This is a genomic window from Novosphingobium sp. (genome assembly GCF_032093395.1).
Taxonomy (GTDB): domain Bacteria; phylum Pseudomonadota; class Alphaproteobacteria; order Sphingomonadales; family Sphingomonadaceae; genus Novosphingobium.
The window spans coordinates 22,699-41,253 of sequence record NZ_DAMDBA010000043.1; the positions used below are offsets into that span (position 1 = coordinate 22,699).

At 64.5% G+C, this 18,555-nt stretch carries 20 protein-coding genes; 13 read left to right on the forward strand and 7 right to left on the reverse strand.

Annotation, left to right across the window (positions count from 1 at the left end; translation table 11 throughout):
- Positions 1-38: 38 nt before the first annotated feature.
- The 8 genes from RT424_RS14640 (at position 39) to ribA (ending at position 9,498) form a co-directional block, all read left to right on the forward strand.
- Positions 39-1,862 carry an ABC transporter transmembrane domain-containing protein gene (locus RT424_RS14640; protein WP_409521506.1) on the forward strand — a complete coding sequence of 608 codons (1,824 nt, stop codon included), beginning with the start codon at positions 39-41 and terminating at the stop codon, positions 1,860-1,862.
- 129 nt (positions 1,863-1,991) lie between these two features.
- Entirely contained in the window at positions 1,992-4,139 is a 2,148-nt protein-coding gene (locus RT424_RS14645; protein WP_313439665.1) for a M13 family metallopeptidase, read from the forward strand.
- A gap of 171 nt (positions 4,140-4,310) precedes the next feature.
- The gene (locus tag RT424_RS14650) at positions 4,311-5,123 is read left to right on the forward strand and encodes an undecaprenyl-diphosphate phosphatase (RefSeq protein ID WP_313439667.1); all 813 of its coding nucleotides are present in this window, start codon (positions 4,311-4,313) and stop codon (positions 5,121-5,123) included.
- A 15-nt stretch (positions 5,124-5,138) separates the two neighbouring features.
- Complete coding sequence (gene ppk2, locus RT424_RS14655) at positions 5,139-5,945, forward strand: polyphosphate kinase 2 (protein ID WP_313439669.1); 807 nt, start codon at positions 5,139-5,141, stop codon at positions 5,943-5,945.
- 299 nt (positions 5,946-6,244) lie between these two features.
- A complete protein-coding gene (gene rpmG, locus RT424_RS14660) occupies positions 6,245-6,412 on the forward strand; it encodes a 50S ribosomal protein L33 (protein WP_039391223.1) in 168 nt (55 codons plus the stop codon).
- Between the two features lie 60 nt (positions 6,413-6,472).
- Entirely contained in the window at positions 6,473-7,129 is a 657-nt protein-coding gene (locus RT424_RS14665) for an outer membrane lipoprotein carrier protein LolA (RefSeq protein WP_313439680.1), read from the forward strand.
- A 489-nt stretch (positions 7,130-7,618) separates the two neighbouring features.
- Complete coding sequence (gene xth / locus RT424_RS14670) at positions 7,619-8,407, forward strand: exodeoxyribonuclease III (RefSeq protein WP_313439683.1); 789 nt, start codon at positions 7,619-7,621, stop codon at positions 8,405-8,407.
- Between the two features lie 32 nt (positions 8,408-8,439).
- Positions 8,440-9,498, forward strand: a complete 1,059-nt coding sequence (ribA, locus tag RT424_RS14675) for a GTP cyclohydrolase II (protein ID WP_313439686.1) — start codon at positions 8,440-8,442, stop codon at positions 9,496-9,498.
- Positions 9,499-9,693: 195 nt separating this feature from the next.
- On the opposite strand, the gene RT424_RS14680 is transcribed toward ribA, so the two are convergent.
- The 3 genes from RT424_RS14680 to RT424_RS14690 form a co-directional block, all read right to left on the reverse strand.
- The gene (locus RT424_RS14680; protein WP_313439688.1) at positions 9,694-10,650 is read right to left on the reverse strand and encodes a right-handed parallel beta-helix repeat-containing protein; all 957 of its coding nucleotides are present in this window, start codon (positions 10,648-10,650) and stop codon (positions 9,694-9,696) included.
- Positions 10,651-10,905: 255 nt separating this feature from the next.
- The gene (locus tag RT424_RS14685; protein WP_313439691.1) at positions 10,906-11,127 is read right to left on the reverse strand and encodes a toxin-antitoxin system HicB family antitoxin; all 222 of its coding nucleotides are present in this window, start codon (positions 11,125-11,127) and stop codon (positions 10,906-10,908) included.
- A 13-nt stretch (positions 11,128-11,140) separates the two neighbouring features.
- Positions 11,141-12,046, reverse strand: a complete 906-nt coding sequence (locus RT424_RS14690) for an SPFH domain-containing protein (protein WP_313439694.1) — start codon at positions 12,044-12,046, stop codon at positions 11,141-11,143.
- A gap of 291 nt (positions 12,047-12,337) precedes the next feature.
- Between RT424_RS14690 and RT424_RS14695 the strand changes: the two genes are divergently transcribed.
- From RT424_RS14695 to RT424_RS14715, 5 genes are all read left to right on the forward strand, one after another.
- Positions 12,338-12,520: a DUF465 domain-containing protein gene (locus RT424_RS14695; protein WP_313439697.1), complete on the forward strand. Its 183-nt coding sequence runs from the start codon at positions 12,338-12,340 to the stop codon at positions 12,518-12,520.
- An 84-nt stretch (positions 12,521-12,604) separates the two neighbouring features.
- Positions 12,605-13,576: a TerC family protein gene (locus RT424_RS14700; protein ID WP_313439700.1), complete on the forward strand. Its 972-nt coding sequence runs from the start codon at positions 12,605-12,607 to the stop codon at positions 13,574-13,576.
- Between the two features lie 145 nt (positions 13,577-13,721).
- Positions 13,722-14,270 carry an rRNA large subunit pseudouridine synthase E gene (locus RT424_RS14705; protein WP_313439704.1) on the forward strand — a complete coding sequence of 183 codons (549 nt, stop codon included), beginning with the start codon at positions 13,722-13,724 and terminating at the stop codon, positions 14,268-14,270.
- A gap of 177 nt (positions 14,271-14,447) precedes the next feature.
- Positions 14,448-14,717 (forward strand): translation initiation factor IF-1, encoded by a 270-nt coding sequence (infA, locus tag RT424_RS14710; protein WP_313439707.1) that lies wholly within the window; start codon positions 14,448-14,450, stop codon positions 14,715-14,717.
- Positions 14,718-14,752: 35 nt separating this feature from the next.
- Complete coding sequence (locus tag RT424_RS14715; protein ID WP_313439710.1) at positions 14,753-14,902, forward strand: hypothetical protein; 150 nt, start codon at positions 14,753-14,755, stop codon at positions 14,900-14,902.
- Between the two features lie 232 nt (positions 14,903-15,134).
- On the opposite strand, the gene RT424_RS14720 is transcribed toward RT424_RS14715, so the two are convergent.
- The 4 genes from RT424_RS14720 to RT424_RS14735 form a co-directional block, all read right to left on the reverse strand.
- The gene (locus RT424_RS14720) at positions 15,135-15,341 is read right to left on the reverse strand and encodes a cold-shock protein (RefSeq protein ID WP_313439713.1); all 207 of its coding nucleotides are present in this window, start codon (positions 15,339-15,341) and stop codon (positions 15,135-15,137) included.
- A gap of 385 nt (positions 15,342-15,726) precedes the next feature.
- Entirely contained in the window at positions 15,727-16,713 is a 987-nt protein-coding gene (nadA, locus tag RT424_RS14725) for a quinolinate synthase NadA (protein WP_313439716.1), read from the reverse strand.
- A 273-nt stretch (positions 16,714-16,986) separates the two neighbouring features.
- Entirely contained in the window at positions 16,987-17,874 is an 888-nt protein-coding gene (locus RT424_RS14730) for an MBL fold metallo-hydrolase (protein ID WP_313439719.1), read from the reverse strand.
- 42 nt (positions 17,875-17,916) lie between these two features.
- Positions 17,917-18,369 (reverse strand): DUF1465 family protein, encoded by a 453-nt coding sequence (locus RT424_RS14735; RefSeq protein ID WP_313439722.1) that lies wholly within the window; start codon positions 18,367-18,369, stop codon positions 17,917-17,919.
- Positions 18,370-18,555 lie beyond the last annotated feature (186 nt).

Here is an 18,555-nt window from a genome sequence, read left to right on the forward strand (position 1 = left end):
AGGCCGCGCACATGGAAGCCAAAGCGGGGCAAGCAGGGATGCCCGAGACAGAGAATGCCGGCGTCGAAGCCAAGGCTGCGCGCTCCAGAAGCCTGGGGGCGCTGCGCATGGTTTGGCGCGAGCTGTTCAACTATCCCGGACGCATGGCCGTGGCCGGTCTCGCGCTGCTGACCACCGCCACGTCGACGCTCGCGATCCCCTACGGTTTCCGCCAGATCGTGGACCAGGGCTTCGCGGAAGGCGCCGATCCTTCGGCGATCCGCTGGTGGTTCGTGATGTTGCTGGGCGTGGTCATCGTGCTCTCGGTGGCGACGGCGGTGCGCTTCTACAGCGTGTCCTGGCTGGGAGAGCGCGTGGTGGCAGACGTGCGCCTGCGCGTGCAGCGCCACCTGCTGACCCTGTCGCCCAGCTTCTTCGAGGAAAACAGCCCCAAGGAAATCGCCTCGCGCATGACCGCGGATACCGCCATCGTCGAGACGGTGGTGAGCACAACGGTCTCGGTCGCGTTGCGCAATGCGATCATGGCGGTGGGCGGCGTGGCCTATCTCTTCGTGCTGGCGCCGCATCTGACGCTGGGACTGGTCGTGGCGATCCCGCTGGTGATCCTGCCGATCGCCGCGTTCGGCCGCCGCCTGCGGGTGGTCGCCCGTCAGAGCCAGGACCGCGTGGCCGACATCGGCGCCACTACCAGCGAAGTTTTCGGCGCCTTGCGCGTGGTCCAGGCGTTCAACCAGGAAGGCCGTGAGCTGGAGCGCTTCTCCGGCGCGGTGGAGCGTACTTTCGAGACCGGCAAGCGCCGCATCGCCCTGCGCGCGGTGATGACGGCGGTGATCATGTTCCTGATCTTCGGGTCGATCACCGTGATCATGTGGCGCGGCGCGATCGGCGTTGCGGAAGGCTCGATCACCGGCGGAACCATCGCGGCCTTCGTGGTGACGGCAGGCATCGTCGCGGGCGCCTTCGGCTCGTTGACCGAAGTCTACGGCGATCTCGTGCGCGGGGCCGGCGCGGCCAGCCGCCTGGCCGAATTGCTGAGCGAGCATCCCACGATCACCGCGCCCGCTCGCCCCCTGGCACTGCCTTCGCCGGGCCGGGGCAAGCTCGCATTCGAGCGGGTGACGTTCCGTTACCCCTCACGCCCCGAACTGGCGGCCCTGCACGACTTCAGCCTTTCGATCGAGCCGGGCGAAACCGTGGCCATCGTCGGCCCTTCCGGCGCGGGCAAGTCCACGCTGTTCCAGTTGGCCGAGCGATTCTACGACCCGCAGGGCGGCGCCATCAAGATCGACGGCGTGCCGCTGACCTCCGCCGATCCTTCCGAAATCCGCCGCCGCATCGCGCTGGTGCCGCAGGAGGGCGTGCTTTTCGCCGCCTCCGCGCGCGACAACTTGCGCTATGGCAACTGGCAAGCCGACGACGAGGCGATCTGGCAGGCGGCCCGCGTCGCCAATGCCGAACGCTTCCTGCGCGAACTGCCGCAGGGCCTCGACACATTCCTGGGCGAGGACGGCGCGCGCCTGTCCGGCGGCCAGCGCCAGCGCCTCGCCATTGCCCGCGCGCTCCTGCGCGATTCCCCGATCCTGCTGCTGGACGAAGCGACGAGTGCGCTCGATGCCGAAAGCGAGCGGCTGGTGCAGGATGCGCTCGAACATCTGATGGAGAACCGCACGACCCTGGTCATCGCGCACCGACTCGCCACCGTGCGCAAGGCGGACCGGATCGTGGTGATGGACGGCGGTCGCATCGTCGAGCAGGGCACGCACGAAAGCCTGAGCCAGGCGGGTGGGCTCTACGCGCGGCTCGCCTCGCTCCAGTTCGACAGCGAGGCGGTTGCCGCGTTTTCTCGTTCGACGAACGCCTGATTCACCCCGACGAACTGCATTTCAGGGCTGGCGTTGCCGAATATGGCAATTATGTTGCGCCGTCATCGACGGGTCGTTCCGACCTGTCGCCAGACCGTTCGTGTCATGCAAATCAGAAAGGGTGGGACCATGACCCGCATTCTCGGCCGGGTGCTCGCTTCGACGGCGCTCGCTACCGCACTCAGCTTATCCGCCGTTCCGGCCAGCGCCCAGACGCCTGCCGCATCGGACCCCATGCAGGTCGATCCGGCCAAGATGGACTGGGGCAAGTCCGGCATCCAGACCCAGTGGCAGGACAAGGCCGCCAAGCCCGGCGCGGACTTCGACAAGTTCGTGAACGGCAAGTGGGAAGCCGCCGTCGTGCTTCCGGCCGACCGCACCAACTGGGGCTCCTTCACCGCACTGCGCGACCTTTCGGAACAGCGCGTCCACACCATCATGGACCAGTTGATCGCTTCCAAGCCGGTCGCCGGCTCCGACGCCGCGCGCGTCGAGGCGGCCTATGCGGCCTTCATGGATGTGGATGCCATCAACAAGGCCGGCCTCGCCCCCGCGCAGCCCTATCTGGCGCGCATCTCCGCGGCGAAGACGCCCGCGGACCTCATGAAGATCTTCGCGGCGCCGGGCTTCGCCTCGCCGCTCGGCGCCTATGTCGGCCCCGACGACAAGCAGAGCGACATCAACGCCCTGCAAGTGGGCATCGGCAGCCTCGGCCTGCCCGACCGCGACTATTACCTGAAGAACGACCAGCGCTCGCAGGACATCCGCGCCAAGTACGTCGACTATCTGACGTTCGTGCTCGGTAAGGCGGGCTATGTCGATGCGCCCACCGCCGCCAAGTCGGTGCTGGCGCTGGAAACGCGCATCGCCCAGGCCGACTGGGACCGTGCCGCCAGCCGCGACCCGGACCTCACCTATAACAAGCTGACGCTGGCAGAGTTCGAGGCGCTCGGCGCGCCGGGTCTGATGCGCGGTTTCGTGGACGCGCTGGGCGCGGGCAAGGCAGGCTACGTGCTGGTGGGCGAGATGCCGCCGACGGCCGAGGAACTGAAGGCCGCCCGCATCGATCCCGCCAAGGCGCAGACGCTGTTCGGCGGCGGCGTGCCGGCCGTGGCCAAGCTGGTTTCGGACGTTCCGGTGGCCACCTGGCAGGCCTGGCTCGCCGCGCATTTCCTGCGCAGCAATGCCGCCGTCCTGCCCAGCGACATCGACGACGCCACTTTCGCCTTCTACGGCAAGGTGATGAGCGGCCAGCCCGAGCAGCGCGCCCGCTGGAAGCGCGGCGTGGCGGCGGTCGAAGGCATGGCCGGTGAACTGGTCGGCAAGATCTACGCCGAGAAGTTCTACCCGCCCGAAGCCAAGGCGGCGATGACGGACCTCGTCTCCAACTTGCGCAAGGCCATGGCGGTGAACCTCAAGGATCTGGCCTGGATGGGCCCGGAAACCCGCAAGGAAGCGCAGGCCAAGCTCGACGCCTTCAACCCGAAGATCGGCGCTCCGGAAAAGTACAAGACCTATGAGGGTCTGACCTTCTCGGCCACCGATCCGCTCGGCAACGCCATCGCTGCCGGTGCCTGGGAGAACGACGACCAGATGAAGCGCATCGGCCAGCCGGTCGACAAGACCGAATGGTTCATGCTGCCCGAAACGGTCAACGCCTACTACAACCCGCCGTTCAACGAGATCGTGTTCCCGGCCGCCATCCTTCAGCCCCCGTTCTTCAACGTCTCGGCCGACCCGGCGGTCAACTACGGCGGCATCGGCGCGGTGATCGGCCACGAAATGGGCCACGGCTTCGACGACCAGGGCGCCAAGTCCGACGGCACCGGCAACTTGCGCGACTGGTGGAGCGCGGCGGACAAGGCCAACTTCCAGAAGCTCCAGGACCGTCTGGAAGCCCAGTACAACAGCTTCTGCCCGTTCGACGACGGCAAGACCTGCGTCAACGGCAAGCTGACAATGGGCGAGAACATCGGCGATCTCGGCGGTCTCAGCCTCGCCTACCGCGCCTACAAGCTCTCGCTCAACGGCAAGGAAGCCCCGGTGATCGACGGCCTGACCGGCGACCAGCGCTTCTTCATGGCCTGGGCGCAGGTGTGGCGCAGCAAGTACCGCGAGGAATCGGTGCGCCAGCAGCTGATCACCGATCCGCACTCGCCCGCGCATTACCGCATCAACGGCATCGTCCGTAACTTCGACGAATGGTACAAGGCGTTCAACGTGAAGCCGGGCGACGCGCTTTACCTCCCGCCCGCCGAGCGCGTGCGGATCTGGTAAGAAAACGGTAAGAAAACAGGGGCTCGGTTCGATATGGACCGGGCCTCTGATCTTTCTGACACGCCCTTTCGATCCAAAACGCGGCCAACCGTATTTTCTGAACGACTATAGGGACTAGGGGGCCTCTGTGCGGGTTGACTTGGCCGGTGCGTCCGGCATGACCTGCGGCCCATGAGCTTGACCCTTACCGCGATCCTCCTCGGCATTGTCGAGGGCCTCACCGAGTTCCTGCCCGTCTCCTCGACCGGCCATCTCATCCTCGCCACCCGCCTGTTCGGCTACGACGCATCACAGTGGGCGACGTTCAACATCGTCATCCAGCTGGGCGCGATCCTGGCGGTGATCGTCCAGTTCTGGCGCACGTTCTGGGCCGTTGGCATGGGACTGCTCAAGCTCCATCCCGCCTCGATCCGTTTCGTGCGCAATGTGCTGCTGGCGTTCATTCCCTCGGCCGTGCTGGGCCTGCTGCTCAACAACTATATCGAGGGCCTCCTGGGCGAACCCGGTGTGGTCGCCTGGGCGCTGATCATCGGCGGCATCGCCATCCTCGGAATCGAGAAGGTGGCCAAGCCCGGTCCGTTGACCGGCGTTTCCGAGCTGCCCGTCGGCAAGTGCATCGGCGTCGGCCTGGCGCAGTGCTTGGCGATGGTTCCGGGCGTCAGCCGTTCGGGCGCGACGATCATGGGCGCGCTGTCGATGGGTATCGAACGCCGGACGGCGGCCGAGTTCAGCTTCTTCCTTGCTGTGCCCACGATGATCGGCGCGACGACGCTGGAACTGCTCAAGCACCACGAGGAGCTGATGGCGGGCACCGGCCCGGTGGGTTGGGGCGAGATCGGGATCGGATTCGTCGTCTCGTTCGTGGTGGCGCTGGTCGTCATCAAGGCGTTCATGGCTTTCGTCAGCCGCTCGGGCTTTGCACCTTTCGCCTGGTATCGTATCGTTGCCGGCGCACTTGCACTTTTCCTGCTTTCGCGGGTCTGATCGGGGAGTTGAGCCATGGCCGAGGGTGACAAGAAGAAACTCGGCCAAAAACTGGGGCGCAAGGACTACGAAAAGTCCCTTGAACCGATGCAGGAGGAACTGGTGGGCATGGCCCGCTGGGCCGCTTCCACCGGCGCCCGAATCGTCGTCCTGTTCGAAGGGCGGGACACGGCGGGCAAGGGCGGGGCGATTAAGGCCGTGGGCGGCCAGCTCAATCCCCGCCAGTGCCGGACCGTTGCGCTCGCCGCGCCCAGCGAGCGCGAAAAGGGGCAATGGTACTTCCAGCGCTACATCGAACACCTGCCGACACGCGGCGAGATCGCGCTGTTCGACCGCAGTTGGTACAACCGCGCGGGCGTCGAAAAGGTCATGGGCTTCGCCACCGGTTCGGAGGTGAAGCGCTTCCTCGAACAGGTGCCCGTGTTCGAGCGCATGCTTGTCGACGACGGCATCCTGCTGTTCAAGTACTGGCTCTCCTGCGATCAGGACAAGCAGGAGGAACGCCTGCATGAGCGACTCGAGGACCCGCTGAAGCGCTGGAAGCTCTCGCCGATCGACGTCGCCGCGCGCGATAGGTACGAGGACTACACCAAGGCACGCGAAGCCATGCTGAAGGCCACGCACAAGAAGCATGCGCCCTGGACCATCGTGGACTTCAACGATCAGCGAATCGGGCGTCTCACTCTGGTGCGCGATCTGCTGGACCGGTTGCCCGATACCAAGGTCGAGCCGCAAACCATCACGATGCCGAAACTCAACCACGCCCCTTACAATGAGAAATTCGGCGTTATCGAGCCGATCGAGCCTTACGAGACGGACTGAATCGCGGTTTTGTGCGGGCCTGCCGCCCGGAAGCGGCACCGGCCCACGCCCCCACCCACCACCCAACGGTAGTATCCTGCGGGTGGTGGGTGGGGGCGTGGGCCGGTGCCGCACAAAACGGCTGACGGTCGTTTTGACCGGGCGCAAGCCCGCCCGAAACGACTCTCACGCTTGACTTTAAGCCGTCACTATCGCATGGGCCGCAACCTTGAGGGGCGGCGTTCGATTGCCGCCCTGAAATTTTCCAACGGAACGCCGGCCGGCCAGGGCGGCTGAAACGAGAGATACAGGAAACCGCCATGGCGAAGCCCGCAACCGTCAAGATCCGTCTTGTCTCGACCGCCGACACCGGCTTCTTCTACGTCACGAAGAAGAACCCGCGCAACACGACCGAGAAGATGAACTTCCGCAAGTACGATCCCGTCGTGCGCAAGCACGTCGAGTTCAAGGAAGCCAAGATCAAGTAAGGTTCTTCGGAACCTTACGATTAAGGGGCGGTTCAAGCCTGCAAACCCAGTGGGAGCACTATGAACCGCACTTTCAAGATCTTTCGCTCTTGCGCTAGCGCGGCCGCTTTGGCCGCGCTTTGCGTTCCTGCCCTCCTTCCGGCGACGCCCGCTTACGCCGCGCCTTCAGGCGATTCGGCGCAGCTGAACCAGGCGGTCGAGGCGCTGCGCGCGATCTCGACGATGAAGGCCGATTTCGTCCAGACGGACCGCAACGGCCAGAGCCTGACCGGCCAGTTGACGCTGATGCGCCCCGGCAAGATCCGCTTCCAGTATGAGAAGAGCGCCCAGTTGCTGATCGTCAGCGATGGCAAGGCGCTGACGATGATCGACTATTCGGTGAAGCAGGTGCAGCGCTGGCCGATCAGCAACAGCCCCCTCGGTGCGCTGCTCGATCCCAAGCGCGACGTGGCGAAGTTCGGTACCGTCAAGCAGAGCGGCAATCCCAACGTCGTCAGCATCGAGGTGCGCGACCGTTCGCATCCCGAATACGGCGTGATCACCCTCATTTTCACGCGCAAGGCTTCCGCGCCGGGGGGGCTGGAACTGAGCTATTGGGTCGCGCTCGATTCGCAGAACAAGCGCACCACCATCTCGCTGTCGAATCAGCGCTATGGCGTTCCGGTTTCCGACAACGACTTCCGCTGGGTCGATCCCCGCCCCCGCACGCGCCGTTAACAGACGCGGTGGCCCCGTCGACGGGACGCAACGTTCTGTCGCGAGATGCCCGCTGGCTGCGACGGAATGCTACACTTTTCTGAATCTCGTTCACTTGGCAGCAAGCCAACAGCGCCTAGATTGAATTTGTCAGAGCGGTTCGAGGCGGGTTTCCCCCCTGTTGCCCACGCCTCCGCAAAGACCCTCTGATTTAGCGTGACGAACGCTTACATGAACCCTCGGTCCTCTGCCCCCGGACCGAGGGTTTTTGTTTTTTGGGTCTGTGGTTCGGCCCATGCCGGGCTGCGAACGCTACCGCTCTGCGCTTCCGGTGCTCACGGCCAGAAGGCCGCTGCGCTCCGATTCTCGATCGGCAGCATTCTCGCTCCGACCTGGACCAAACCACAGACCCAAAAAAAGGCGGGTTCCTTCCCAAAGGGGGAGGGGAGCACTGGCAGTTTTCATCGCCGCCTCTGGCAATTGCGGGATCGGATGCCTATTGGCAGCGGCATGAAGATTGCTACCTGGAACATCAATTCGGTCCGCCTTCGCATCGATCAGGTCGAGCGTTTCCTGACCGAGCAGTCGCCCGACGTTCTCTGCCTTCAGGAAATCAAGGTTGCCGAGCATCTCTTCCCGCACGAGATGTTCGAGCGACTCGGCTATTCGCACCGGGCGATCCACGGGCAGAAGGGGTACCACGGGGTCGCCACCGTCAGCCGCGTGCCCTTCACCGAGTTCAGCCGCTACGATTGGCAGGACAACGGCGAGGCGCGCCATGTGGGCGTGGAGCTGCAAGGCGCCGGGCAGGGCATGATCCTGGAGAACGTCTACATTCCCGCAGGCGGCGACATCGCCGACCGTGAGGTGAACCTGAAGTTCGGACAGAAACTCGATTTCCTCGAACGTATGACGCGCTGGGCGGACAAGTTGGATCGGCCGACCCTGATCGTGGGTGACTTCAACATCGCCCCGCTCGAATCGGACGTCTATAACCACAAGGCCCTGCTCAAGGTCGTCAGTCACACGCCGATCGAGGTGGAAACGCTGGGCCGCTTTCGGGACGCGCATGGCTGGGTCGATCTCGGCCGCGAGTTCATTCCGGCGCCCGAGCGCAACTACTCCTGGTGGTCCTACCGCAGCTACTGGCGCCAGAAGGACCAGGGCCGTCGCCTCGATCACATGTGGGCCTCGCCCGATCTGGCGAAACAGGCGCGTGCCCATCGCTTCGTGGAGGAAACGCGCCGCTGGGATCAGCCGAGCGACCACGTTCCGCTGATCACGGAGTTCGAACTCTGAGCGGCACCCCCCCTGCCGCCGGGCCTGCTGGTTTGCCCGGTGCCGGGCCTCGCCGGGTCGCGCTGGCGCTCGATGCGCTGCGCCATGGCTGGCCGGTGCGTGTGGGAGAGGGGCCGATCCTGCTTCCGGCCGAGACGGGCTTCGCGCCGGGCGCCACGGCGCCGCGCATGTTGATCTCGGCGGCGCGGGCCGTGACGCTCAAGCTCGCCAACCAGCGCGAGGCCGCCATGCCCGAGGCGCCCGTGCTGATTCGCGCCGCCGAAGCCTTCGATCTCGAAACGGCGCGTGCGGTTGCCGATCCCGCACTCGACCTCGCACACCCGATGAAGGGGCCGTTCGCCGCCGAGCACATCGACGACCTGGCGCAGGCGCGCACCGCCATGGAACTCGCCCGACTTGCGGGGATCCTGCCTGCTTTCCTGGTTTCGCCCGAGATCGACGGGGAGGCGCAAGCCGTCTCGCCGGACGATCTGGCGGAGTGGAAGGATACCGGCCGTCTCGTGATCGCCTCGCGCGCGCGGCTGCCGGTGGAGGCTTGCGAGGAGGCGGAGATCGTCGCCTTCCGCTCGCTCGACGACTTGCGCGAGCATGTCGCGCTGGTGATCGGCACGCAGGATGGCGACCGCGCCCCGCTGGTGCGGCTCCACTCGGAATGCCTGACCGGCGACATCCTCGGCAGCCTGAAATGCGACTGCGGGCCACAGCTCGATGCGGCCCTGCGGGCCATGGCGCAGGAGGCCGGGCAGGGCGGCTGGGGCGTGCTGCTCTACCTCCGGCAGGAAGGACGCGGCATCGGCCTCGTCAACAAGCTGCGCGCCTATAGCCTCCAGGATCTCGGCTACGACACGGTGGACGCCAACAACCGCCTCGGCCTGCCCACCGAGGCGCGCGATTTCCCTGTGGCTGCACGGATGCTGGACCTGCTCGGCGTTTCGTCGATCCGGCTGATGACCAACAACCCGGCCAAAGTCGCGGCGCTGGAAGAAGTAGGCGTGGACGTGGTGGAGCGGGTGCCGCACCAGTTGCCGCCAAACCCGCACAACGCCCGCTATCTCGACACCAAGCGGGACCGGACCGGGCATATTCTCTGACCAGGCTCCGGCCTGGGCTTGAGGATAAATCCAAGACCGACGTCATCCTGAACTTGTTTCAGGATCCATCTCGCCACCGATGCGGTGGTTCGTTGAGAAGCATGGATCCTGAAACAAGTTCAGGATGACGGGTGAATGGCCAGAAGGTTGTTCACGAATTGGCGCTTTTTGGACCGCAGCGTGAGTACGCTTCCCTCAGCGCTTCTCGAACCCTGCAATCCCCGCGCCCAGTCTGTTGTTCCCCAGCTTCAGCGGTTCGCCCGACCAGTCCGCCACGAAGGCGCTGCGGCGGTCGACGCCGGGGGCGAAGCGCGCATTGTTGCCTTCCACCGCCAATCCCGCCGAGGGGTGGCTGCGGTGCTCGGCGGCGACGGCGACGAAAGCGGAGTAGTTCTCCTTGTCGCGTCCCTGTACGAACCAGTTGTCGGCGATGGTCCCCGTAGCGCCTTCCGGCAGGTCCACCATGTAGTTCGTGCCGTGACCTGCGGTATCGTCGAAGCTGGAATCGGTCAGTTCGATCCGTGCCGCGCGGCTTTTCACATAGTGGCCGCCGGTGCCCGCTTCGAAACGGCTGCGGGTGATCGCCAGCATGCCGTAGTTGCCGATATAGACCGAATGCGCGCAGCCCGGCCCCTCGCAGGTGCCGAGGCGGGTGAAGGTGGACTTGTCGATCCGGATCGTGCCTTGGGCATCGTCGCCGCTGAGCACCCCCTGTTCGCTGTCGCGAAACCAGGCCTGCGAGACGGAAAGATTGCCGTGCTCCAGTCGGACGCCGGCGCCGTTCTTGTCCGGCACCCGGATGTTGGCGAAGACCAGCCCTTCGATCCGGGCGTTGCGCCCCCGCAGCACCAGCGCGGCCTTGTCCTCGCAGGCCTTGCCGTCCAGCACGGATTGGCCGGGGACCGTAGCCTGGTAGGTAACATCGCCCTGGGCCTGCACGGCGCAGTCGGCGAAGCGCAGCGAAGCGAAGCGGATCGTGCCGCGTCCGTCACCGATGGCATCAACCGCATCTTGCAGGCGCGTGAAGCTGCGCCCGGTTTCAGCGACCGTGTAGGGCGCGGCATCGCCACTCTGGCCCAGGGAGCTGGAGGCGGGCACGGCGGCCAGCAGGGGTAAGCCAAGGGCGAAAGCGAGTCGGGTCGGACGGTTCATACCCCCGGTCTAGCGCCTGCATGCGGAGGCGGTGACACGCGTTTCGCCCTGTCCCGCGCCGGGACATGGGTGCGCGGCGCGCCCGATGTCCGGCAGGGCTTTCAAACAAGCGCAGGAGCAGCCAGGCGAAAGCGAGGCTCATCGGCAGCAGCGGCAGGGGCTAGGCGGCCAGGGCCAGCCAGCCTGCACGGCCGCGCGACTGGCAGTTGAACTTCCAGCCTTTCCGATAGCGGAGGAACAGAGCGTCTTCCTGCATCAGGCTTCGTCCTCCCGACTTTCGGCCCCGATGGGCGGTCGTCCGCGACGTGCCGGGGTGCTGACGTCCACCTTCACCCCCCGTCGAACCAGCGCCTCGCGCAGCAGCACTTCGACCTGGGCATTGACCGAGCGGAAGTCCGCCGCAGCACAGCGCTCCAGCGCTTCGTGCAGCGCCGGGTCCAGCCGCAAGGCGAAGGCCTTCTTGCCGGGGCTCGCCATGCGCCGCGCCGCCTTACTGGTACAGGGTGCCGGTGTTCACGACCGGCTGGGTGTCCCGCTCGCCGCAGAGCACGACCATCAGGTTCGAGACCATCGCCGCGCGGCGCTCGTCGTCGAGTTCGACCACGTTCTTTTCCGAGAGCTGCGCCAGCGCCATCTCCACCATCGACACCGCGCCTTCCACCAGCTTGCGGCGGGCGGCGATCACGGCTTCGGCCTGCTGGCGGCGCAGCATGGCGCCGGCGATCTCGGGCGCATAGGCCAGGTGGGTAAGGCCGCATTCGTCCACGGTGATGCCGGCCACGCGCAGGCGTTCGATCAGTTCGGTGCGCAGTTCGGCGTTCACCTGCTCGTGGCTGCCGCGCAGCGTGATTTCGGCATCCTCGACGTCGTCATAGGCATAGCGGGAGCCGATCGAGCGCACCGCGGCTTCGATCTGTACGTTCACGAAGGCCTTGTAGTCGTCTACGTCGTAGAGGGCCTGGGCCGTGTCGGCGACGCGCCAGACGACATTGGTGGCGATCTCGATCGGGTTGCCGCGCAAGTCGTTCACCTTGAGCTTTTCGGAGACGACGTTGTTAGCCCGCACGGAAATCTTGCGCTTGGCCATCCACGGCCAGACCCAGCGCAACCCCGCCGCACGGTCGGTGCCGCGATAGGAGCCGAACAGGGTGATTGCCGCCGCCTGGTTCGGCTGGATCATGTAGAAGCCCGAGACGATCAGCACTTCGGCGGCAACGGCGGGGATGATGAAGGCGAACATCCCCAGCACCGCGCCGGAGCCGACGCTGCCCAGCGAGAACACGGCCAGCATGATCGCCGCCAGGATGGCCAGGAAGACCAGCAGCATGACGTAACCGCTTATGCTGGAAGCCGAAGCTTCGCGGCTGGAATTGATCGGAAGATGCGCTTCAGCCATCGGACAAGCCCCCTGTGCGTGCCTTATCGGGTTAAAGTGATATCACATTAATATCATAAGTGCACATTTTGTCAAGCGGGGTTGAAAATCGCCGGGCCGATGGCTATGTGCGTCTTGCGGGCCGGGCCCCTCTGGCGCGGCGTTTTCCTTGGAAGGCGCCTCGTGATGTCGGACCGCATCGGGTGAAACCGATGCAGGTTCCGGGGATCCTCCAGTCCCGATAGCTCAGGCAACAGGAACCTTGCTGAGGGTCATCCGATCGAACCACCATATGTTCGATAGGGATATGAAATGACCGACCAGATGTTCCGCCTGCTTGAGCGGCACCAGAAACTCGATGTCCTGTTGCGCTTCGCGCAGGGCCGACGCTTTGCAAATCCCCTTGAGATCGCAAGGCTGAAGAGACTGAAACAGGAGTTCAGGGGCAGACTCGCGCGGCTGCATCCCCCCGCAGCCGTCGCAGGCAGTCTGTAACCCTCGCGCCGGCGCGTTCCCCCCCATTTTCGCGTCGGCGCTTCCTGTTTCATCGGGCTTCGGGCCTAATCGGGAGCTAACCCCGTGGATTTCCTGTTTTATGACCTGTTGGGCACGCCGGCATGGTTCTGGCTGGCTTTCGCCGGCCTCGTTTTCGTTCTGACCGCCTTCGACCTCGGCTTCCTGCACAAGGAGGACCGGGAGATGGGCATTGCCGAATCGCTGAAGCTTTCGGTGTTCTACATCGCTATCGCCATGGCCTTCGGCACATGGGTCTGGTGGGCCAAGGGCTCCGAGGACGGCATCGCCTATTTCACCGGCTACTTCATCGAGAAGGCGCTATCGATCGACAACGTCTTCGTGATCTCGATGATCTTCGGCTTCTTCGCAATTGCGCCCAAGTACCAGTATCGCGCCTTGCTCTGGGGCATCATGGCGGTGATCGTGCTGCGCGGGCTGATGATTGCGGGTGGCGTGGCGCTGGTATCGCAGGCGCACTGGGTGATGTATTTCTTCGCCGCGTTCCTCGTCTACACCGGCGTGAAGATGCTCTTCGCCAAGGAGCACGATCCCGATATCGGCAACAACCCGGTGATCCGCTGGATTTCGCGCCACATGCGAGTGACCAAGGCGCATCACGGCGAGCATTTCTTCGTGCGCGAGCACAATGCCGCCGGCAAGCTGGTCTGGGCCGCGACCCCGCTGTTCCTGGCGCTGGTGGTGATCAACCTGGCCGATCTGGTGTTCGCGGTGGACTCGGTGCCGGCGATCTTCTCGATCACGACCGACACCTTCATCGTCTATACCTCGAACATCATGGCGATCCTGGGCTTGCGCGCGCTTTATTTCGCTTTGGCGGCGATGGTGCATCGCTTCCACTACCTGAAGTATGCGCTGGCGCTGGTGCTGGTGTTCATCGGCGCGAAAATCCTGGTTGCGGACTTCGTGCTGGGCGGAGCGAAGTTCCCGCCGCTGATCAGCCTTGGCGTGACCCTGGCGCTGATCGCGGGCGGCGTGGGCTGGTCCTTGTGGAAGACGCGAGGAGTGGAGGCTTAGTCCGGGGGAGTCGTTTGTCCGGGCTCACGCCCGGGCAAAACGGCCGTCCGGCCGTTTTTGTGTGGGCCGGTGCCGCAAGCCATTCGCGGATGCGAATGGCGCACAAAACAAAGACTCGCGCCGACCGCGCTGCTAGGGCAACCCGATGGCGCGCCTCATCCTGTTCAACAAGCCCTACGATGTCCTCTCGCAGTTCACCGACGCGCGGTCCCCCACGCCGCGCGCGACGCTTTCGGATTTCGTCGACGTGCCCGGCGTCTATCCGGCGGGACGGCTCGATCGCGATAGCGAGGGGCTGCTACTGTTGACCGACGACGGGCGGCTTCAGTCCCGGATTTCGGATCCGCGCTACAAGACGGCCAAGACCTATCTCGCGCAAGTGGAGGGCGAGCCTGACGAGGCCGCGCTGGAGGCGCTGCGCAAGGGGGTCGTCCTCAACGACGGCCCGACCCGGCCCGCCTCGGTCCGCCGAATCGACGATCCGGAACTTTGGCCGCGTAATCCCCCGGTCCGGTTTCGCAAGACCGTTCCGGACTGCTGGATCGAGCTGACCATTTCCGAGGGGCGCAACCGTCAGGTGCGCCGCATGACTGCCGCCGTCGGCCATCCCACCTTGCGTCTCGTGCGCTGGCGTACAGGAGACTGGGCGCTCGACGGTCTATCTCCCGGAGAGTGGCGGGAGGTGACAGTCTGATCGTCGGACTTGCATTTTTCGCGACATGCGCTATATGGGAACCGCTACGTCGCCTGCGACGGGAACTGACGGCTGCGCTGAGCAGCCTTTTCATCCCCATTTCAGCTGCCTGGCCCTCAAGGCCGACGCGCTTTTCGCGCGGCAGCTTTGGGGCAACCCTTTTTCGGACTGGATGCTTTGGCCAAGGAAGAACTGCTGACCATGGAGGGTTTCATCGAAGAAATCCTTCCCGACGGACGTTTCGCTGTCGTGCTCGATAACGAGCACAAGATCATCGCCTACACCGCAGGCAAGATGCGCAAGTTCCGCATCCGCTCCGTGGTTGGCGATCGTGTGCACGTCGAGATGACGCCTTACGATCTGACCAAAGGGCGGATCGTGTTCCGCGAACGTACGCCCGGCCAGGTCGGCGGCCCGCCCAAGCGGCGCAGCAATTTTAGAAGATAAGAGGATGCGGCCAACGCGCCGCGCTTAAGGAAAACATGCATTATCAAAGGCCGGACGCTTTCAAGCGCGTCCACGCAGTATCTCAATCGCTCCCGCTCGCTTCCGCCGATTTCCGGCGCAACGTAGAGCCGGGCGCGCTTTCCAGGCAGGATCTGCGGCGCATCGTCGCCGCGATGGTCGACTGACGAAATTCGGTCGATCGCCTGGCTAGAGCGGTTTCCGATCCGGTTGCACCGGATCAACCGCTCTAAGTTTCTGGTTTGCCGCATTTTCCGGGTCATCAGGTAGTTTCCAGCTGATTAGAAAATGCTCTGAATCCAGAGATCATGAAAAACCCCCGCCGGCTCACGCCTGCGGGGGTTTTTCGTATCTGCCATATGACGAGGGAGGCGAAGGTGGTTCGCCTCCCTCGCGAAATCAGGCCGACTTCAGGTTGACGGCCGAAGCCTTGCCGTTGCGGCCGACTTCGATCTCGTAGGAGAGGCGCTGCTCCTTTTCGAGCGTGTGCATGCCGGCGTTCTGGACGGCCGAAATGTGCACGAAGCTGTCCTGGCCGCCGTCTTCCGGAGCGATGAAGCCGTAACCCTTGTCGGTGTTGAAGAATTTCACGGTGCCGATCGGCATGTTTGTTTCCTTTCAAGAAACGAAATAAGGGTTCGGCGATATTACAGAACCCGGTCGTGCGTCCGTGCGTCAATTGAAAGGAAATCGTCCCAGCCTGTCCATGCGCCGGAAAATTTCCGGTGCGCGAACGAAGACTGGCGATGCCCGTCGCAAATTCGACATCAGCGGCGGAGGACATAACACGCTATGTCACGAATACCTAACGGCAACCGGCTGGGCCTGATCAAGCGCGGTGTTCTGCCGTTTCTCGAATGAATTCCGCCCAATGCAATCGTTGCCCAAACGGGCGACCCAAGTCACGGGCGCGATCTTTTCCGGGGCAGGACCGGGGCGGTGCTCATCCTCACCCCGATTCTGCGCATCGCACCTGTCCTCAGGTGTCTCTTCAGCGAGTCCCGAGATCGCCCTTGCCGACAGTGCCGCTGGCCATGTCGAGCATGCGATCCAGGCTCTTCTTCGCATCCAGGCGAAGTTGCTCGTCGATCTCGATGCGTGGTTCCAGGTCACGCAGCGCAACGTAGAGCTTCTCTAGCGTGTTCAGCGCCATGTAGGGGCAGATGTTGCAATTGCAGTTGCCGTCCGCACCGGGCGCGCCGATGAAGGTCTTGTTCGGAATGGCCAGCTGCATCTGGTGGATGATGTGTGGCTCCGTGGCGACGATCAGCGTGTCGCCTTCCACGGTCTTGGCATATTGCAGGATGCCGCTGGTCGAGCCCACATAATCGGCGTGATCGACGATATGCGGCGGGCATTCGGGATGCGCGGCGATCGGTGCGGTGGGATGTTTCGCCTTCAGCTTGAGCAGCTCGGTCTCGCTGAAAGCCTCGTGAACGATGCAGACGCCCGGCCAGAGCAGCATCTCGCGCCCGAACTTGCGGCTAAGGTAGCCCCCGAGGTGACGGTCCGGACCGAAGATGATCTTCTGGTCGGCCGGGATCTGCTGGAGGATCGTCTCGGCGCTGGAACTGGTGACGATGATGTCGGACAGCGCCTTCACCTCGGTCGAGCAGTTGATGTAGGTCAGCGCGATATGGTCCGGATGCGCGGCGCGGAAGGCGGCGAACTTCTCGGGCGGACAGGAATCTTCCAGGCTGCACCCGGCTTCGAGGTCGGGCAGCACTACGATCTTGTTCGGCGACAGGATCTTGGCGGTTTCGGCCATGAACTTCACGCCGCAGAAGGCGATGACCTCGGCGTCGGTCTCGGCGGCCTTGCGGCTCAGTTCCAGGCTGTCGCCCACGAAATCGGCCAGGTCCTGCAACTCGGGGCGCTGGTAGTAATGCGCGAGGATGACCGCGTTGCGTTCCTTGCGCAGCCGCTCGATTTCGGCGCGCACGTCGATACCGGAAAGGTCGGCGGGCATTACGGTCATGGTATCCCTCTGTCTGGTCGCTCCGGCATTGTGCCGATGTTTCGGCCTGCCGGGATTTGCGGCCTATCTAGGGATGCTTGTCGCAACACCCAAGGAAAATATGGCGGGGTGGGAGGTCGTTTGGAAAATGCCCATGGGGCATTTTCAAGCGGCACCGGCCCACGCCCCCACCCGACCTCCCATCCAGGATACACTGTTGTGGGAGGTCGGGTGGGGGCGTGGGCCGGTGTCGCAAGCCTTCGACGTATGTCGAAGGCGCACCCAGCAAAGACTTTAGGTATCGGGTGCGAGCAGCGACCACTCGTCGCCATGATCCGTAACGAGGCGCCGTCTTTGCAGGTCGAGCAGATGGGCCAGTACCGAGCGGCCCGCGGCGGGCCAGAGGCGCTGGTCCACGCTCCGGTACATCTGCGGCACCATCGCCGCGACGGTGCGATGGCCTGCCTCGATCTGTTTCAGGATCTGACGCTCGCGCTGACGGCGGTGGCCTATCATCCCGCGCACCAGTTGGCGGGGTTTCTCCACTGCGGGGCCGTGAGCGGGGAAATAGACGGTGTCCTGCTCGCGCTCGTAGAGCTTCTGAAGGCTCGCGAGATAGTCGGTCATGTCGCCGTCCGGCGGAGACACGACGCTGGTCGACCAACCCATGACATGATCGCCGGTGAACACCGCGCCGGTTTCGCGCAGGGCAAAGCAGACATGGTTGGACGTATGGCCGGGCGTGGCGACGGCCTCCAGGGTCCAGCCCGTCCCCGAAATCGCCTCGCCGTCGATCAGCACGCGGTCGGGGCGGTAGTCGGGATCGAAGGCGGCGTCGGCGCGGGGGCCGTCGTCTTCCAGCGTCAGCGCCGCGCAGCCGACGATCGGCGCGCCGGTGAGCGCCTTCAGCGGCGCCGCGGCGGGGGAATGGTCGCGATGCGTATGGGTGCAGCAGATCGCCACGACCCGCGCTTCGCCCACGGCCTTCAGGATCGCGTCGACATGTTCGGGATCGGCCGGACCGGGATCGATGACCGCGACGTCGTCGGCGTCGCCCACGACGTAGGTCTGGGTGCCGGTAAAGGTGAACGGAGAGGGGTTGCGCGCCAGCACGCGGCGTACGAGCGGGGCAATCCGCTCAGCCTCGGCATAGGGCTTTTCGATGTCTTTCAGCGCGTCCATGCCGCCGATATGGGCATTCGCAGGAGGCCTGTCGAGCGCTCCCTAACTCGCCAATCGCCGTTGTAGGCGTTCCCGAAGGCGTTCGATCGCGCTCGGCTGCGTTTCGCCGAACAGGCGCCAGCGGGCGTCCAGCCTCAGCAGCCGGTCGTAGAAGTGCTGCGTCGATTCGACGAGATCGACGATTTCCGGTTGGAGGCGCGCAAGCTGCGCCACTTCGGACTGGCGCAAATCCGGGGACAGGCGACCATTGCGGCGAAGCTGGAACTGATTCATCTCGCCGGCGAAATAAGCGCGATGATTGAGCAGCCAGGCGATCGCGTGCATCATCCGCGTCGTCGTGCGCAGGCCCTCGCTCGACAGTGCGATGCGGAGAGGTTCGTCGTTGTCGAAGCCGCAGGGCTGCTCGAAGGCATGGCGCACTTCGTCGGCAAGCAGCAGCGCGTCATGATAGAGCGTCTCGACGATGCGCGGATTTATGGTCGCGGAGTTCGGCATGCGCGCCCGGTATTTCCCATGAAGGAGTCCGGAGCAACTGCCCGTATGGCCGTTTTCGAGGCAAATCCGGGCCTTGTCTCCAATCGGTACGCTTTTTTGTCCGGGCTCACGCCCAGGCAAAACGGGCGTCCGCCCGTTTTGAGCGGCACCGGCCCACGCCCCCACCCGACCTCCCATTCAGTGTAT

What these genes read in the sequence shown, in the direction of transcription:
- RT424_RS14645 (WP_313439665.1), top strand. Translation starts at nt 1,992, where the DNA reads ATGACCCGCATTCTCGGCCGGGTGCTCGCTTCGACGGCGCTCGCTACC.
- RT424_RS14650 (WP_313439667.1), top strand. Translation starts at nt 4,311, where the DNA reads ATGAGCTTGACCCTTACCGCGATCCTCCTCGGCATTGTCGAGGGCCTC.
- RT424_RS14690 (WP_313439694.1), bottom strand. Translation starts at nt 12,046, where the DNA reads ATGGCTGAAGCGCATCTTCCGATCAATTCCAGCCGCGAAGCTTCGGCT.
- RT424_RS14665 (WP_313439680.1), top strand. Translation starts at nt 6,473, where the DNA reads ATGAACCGCACTTTCAAGATCTTTCGCTCTTGCGCTAGCGCGGCCGCT.
- RT424_RS14720 (WP_313439713.1), bottom strand. Translation starts at nt 15,341, where the DNA reads ATGCCGATCGGCACCGTGAAATTCTTCAACACCGACAAGGGTTACGGC.
- RT424_RS14735 (WP_313439722.1), bottom strand. Translation starts at nt 18,369, where the DNA reads ATGCCGAACTCCGCGACCATAAATCCGCGCATCGTCGAGACGCTCTAT.
- RT424_RS14640 (WP_409521506.1), top strand. Translation starts at nt 39, where the DNA reads ATGCCCGAGACAGAGAATGCCGGCGTCGAAGCCAAGGCTGCGCGCTCC.
- RT424_RS14730 (WP_313439719.1), bottom strand. Translation starts at nt 17,874, where the DNA reads ATGGACGCGCTGAAAGACATCGAAAAGCCCTATGCCGAGGCTGAGCGG.
- rpmG (WP_039391223.1), top strand. Translation starts at nt 6,245, where the DNA reads ATGGCGAAGCCCGCAACCGTCAAGATCCGTCTTGTCTCGACCGCCGAC.
- RT424_RS14715 (WP_313439710.1), top strand. Translation starts at nt 14,753, where the DNA reads ATGCATTATCAAAGGCCGGACGCTTTCAAGCGCGTCCACGCAGTATCT.
- xth (WP_313439683.1), top strand. Translation starts at nt 7,619, where the DNA reads ATGAAGATTGCTACCTGGAACATCAATTCGGTCCGCCTTCGCATCGAT.
- ppk2 (WP_313439669.1), top strand. Translation starts at nt 5,139, where the DNA reads ATGGCCGAGGGTGACAAGAAGAAACTCGGCCAAAAACTGGGGCGCAAG.
- RT424_RS14695 (WP_313439697.1), top strand. Translation starts at nt 12,338, where the DNA reads ATGACCGACCAGATGTTCCGCCTGCTTGAGCGGCACCAGAAACTCGAT.
- RT424_RS14680 (WP_313439688.1), bottom strand. Translation starts at nt 10,650, where the DNA reads ATGAACCGTCCGACCCGACTCGCTTTCGCCCTTGGCTTACCCCTGCTG.
- RT424_RS14685 (WP_313439691.1), bottom strand. Translation starts at nt 11,127, where the DNA reads ATGGCGAGCCCCGGCAAGAAGGCCTTCGCCTTGCGGCTGGACCCGGCG.
- RT424_RS14705 (WP_313439704.1), top strand. Translation starts at nt 13,722, where the DNA reads ATGGCGCGCCTCATCCTGTTCAACAAGCCCTACGATGTCCTCTCGCAG.
- nadA (WP_313439716.1), bottom strand. Translation starts at nt 16,713, where the DNA reads ATGACCGTAATGCCCGCCGACCTTTCCGGTATCGACGTGCGCGCCGAA.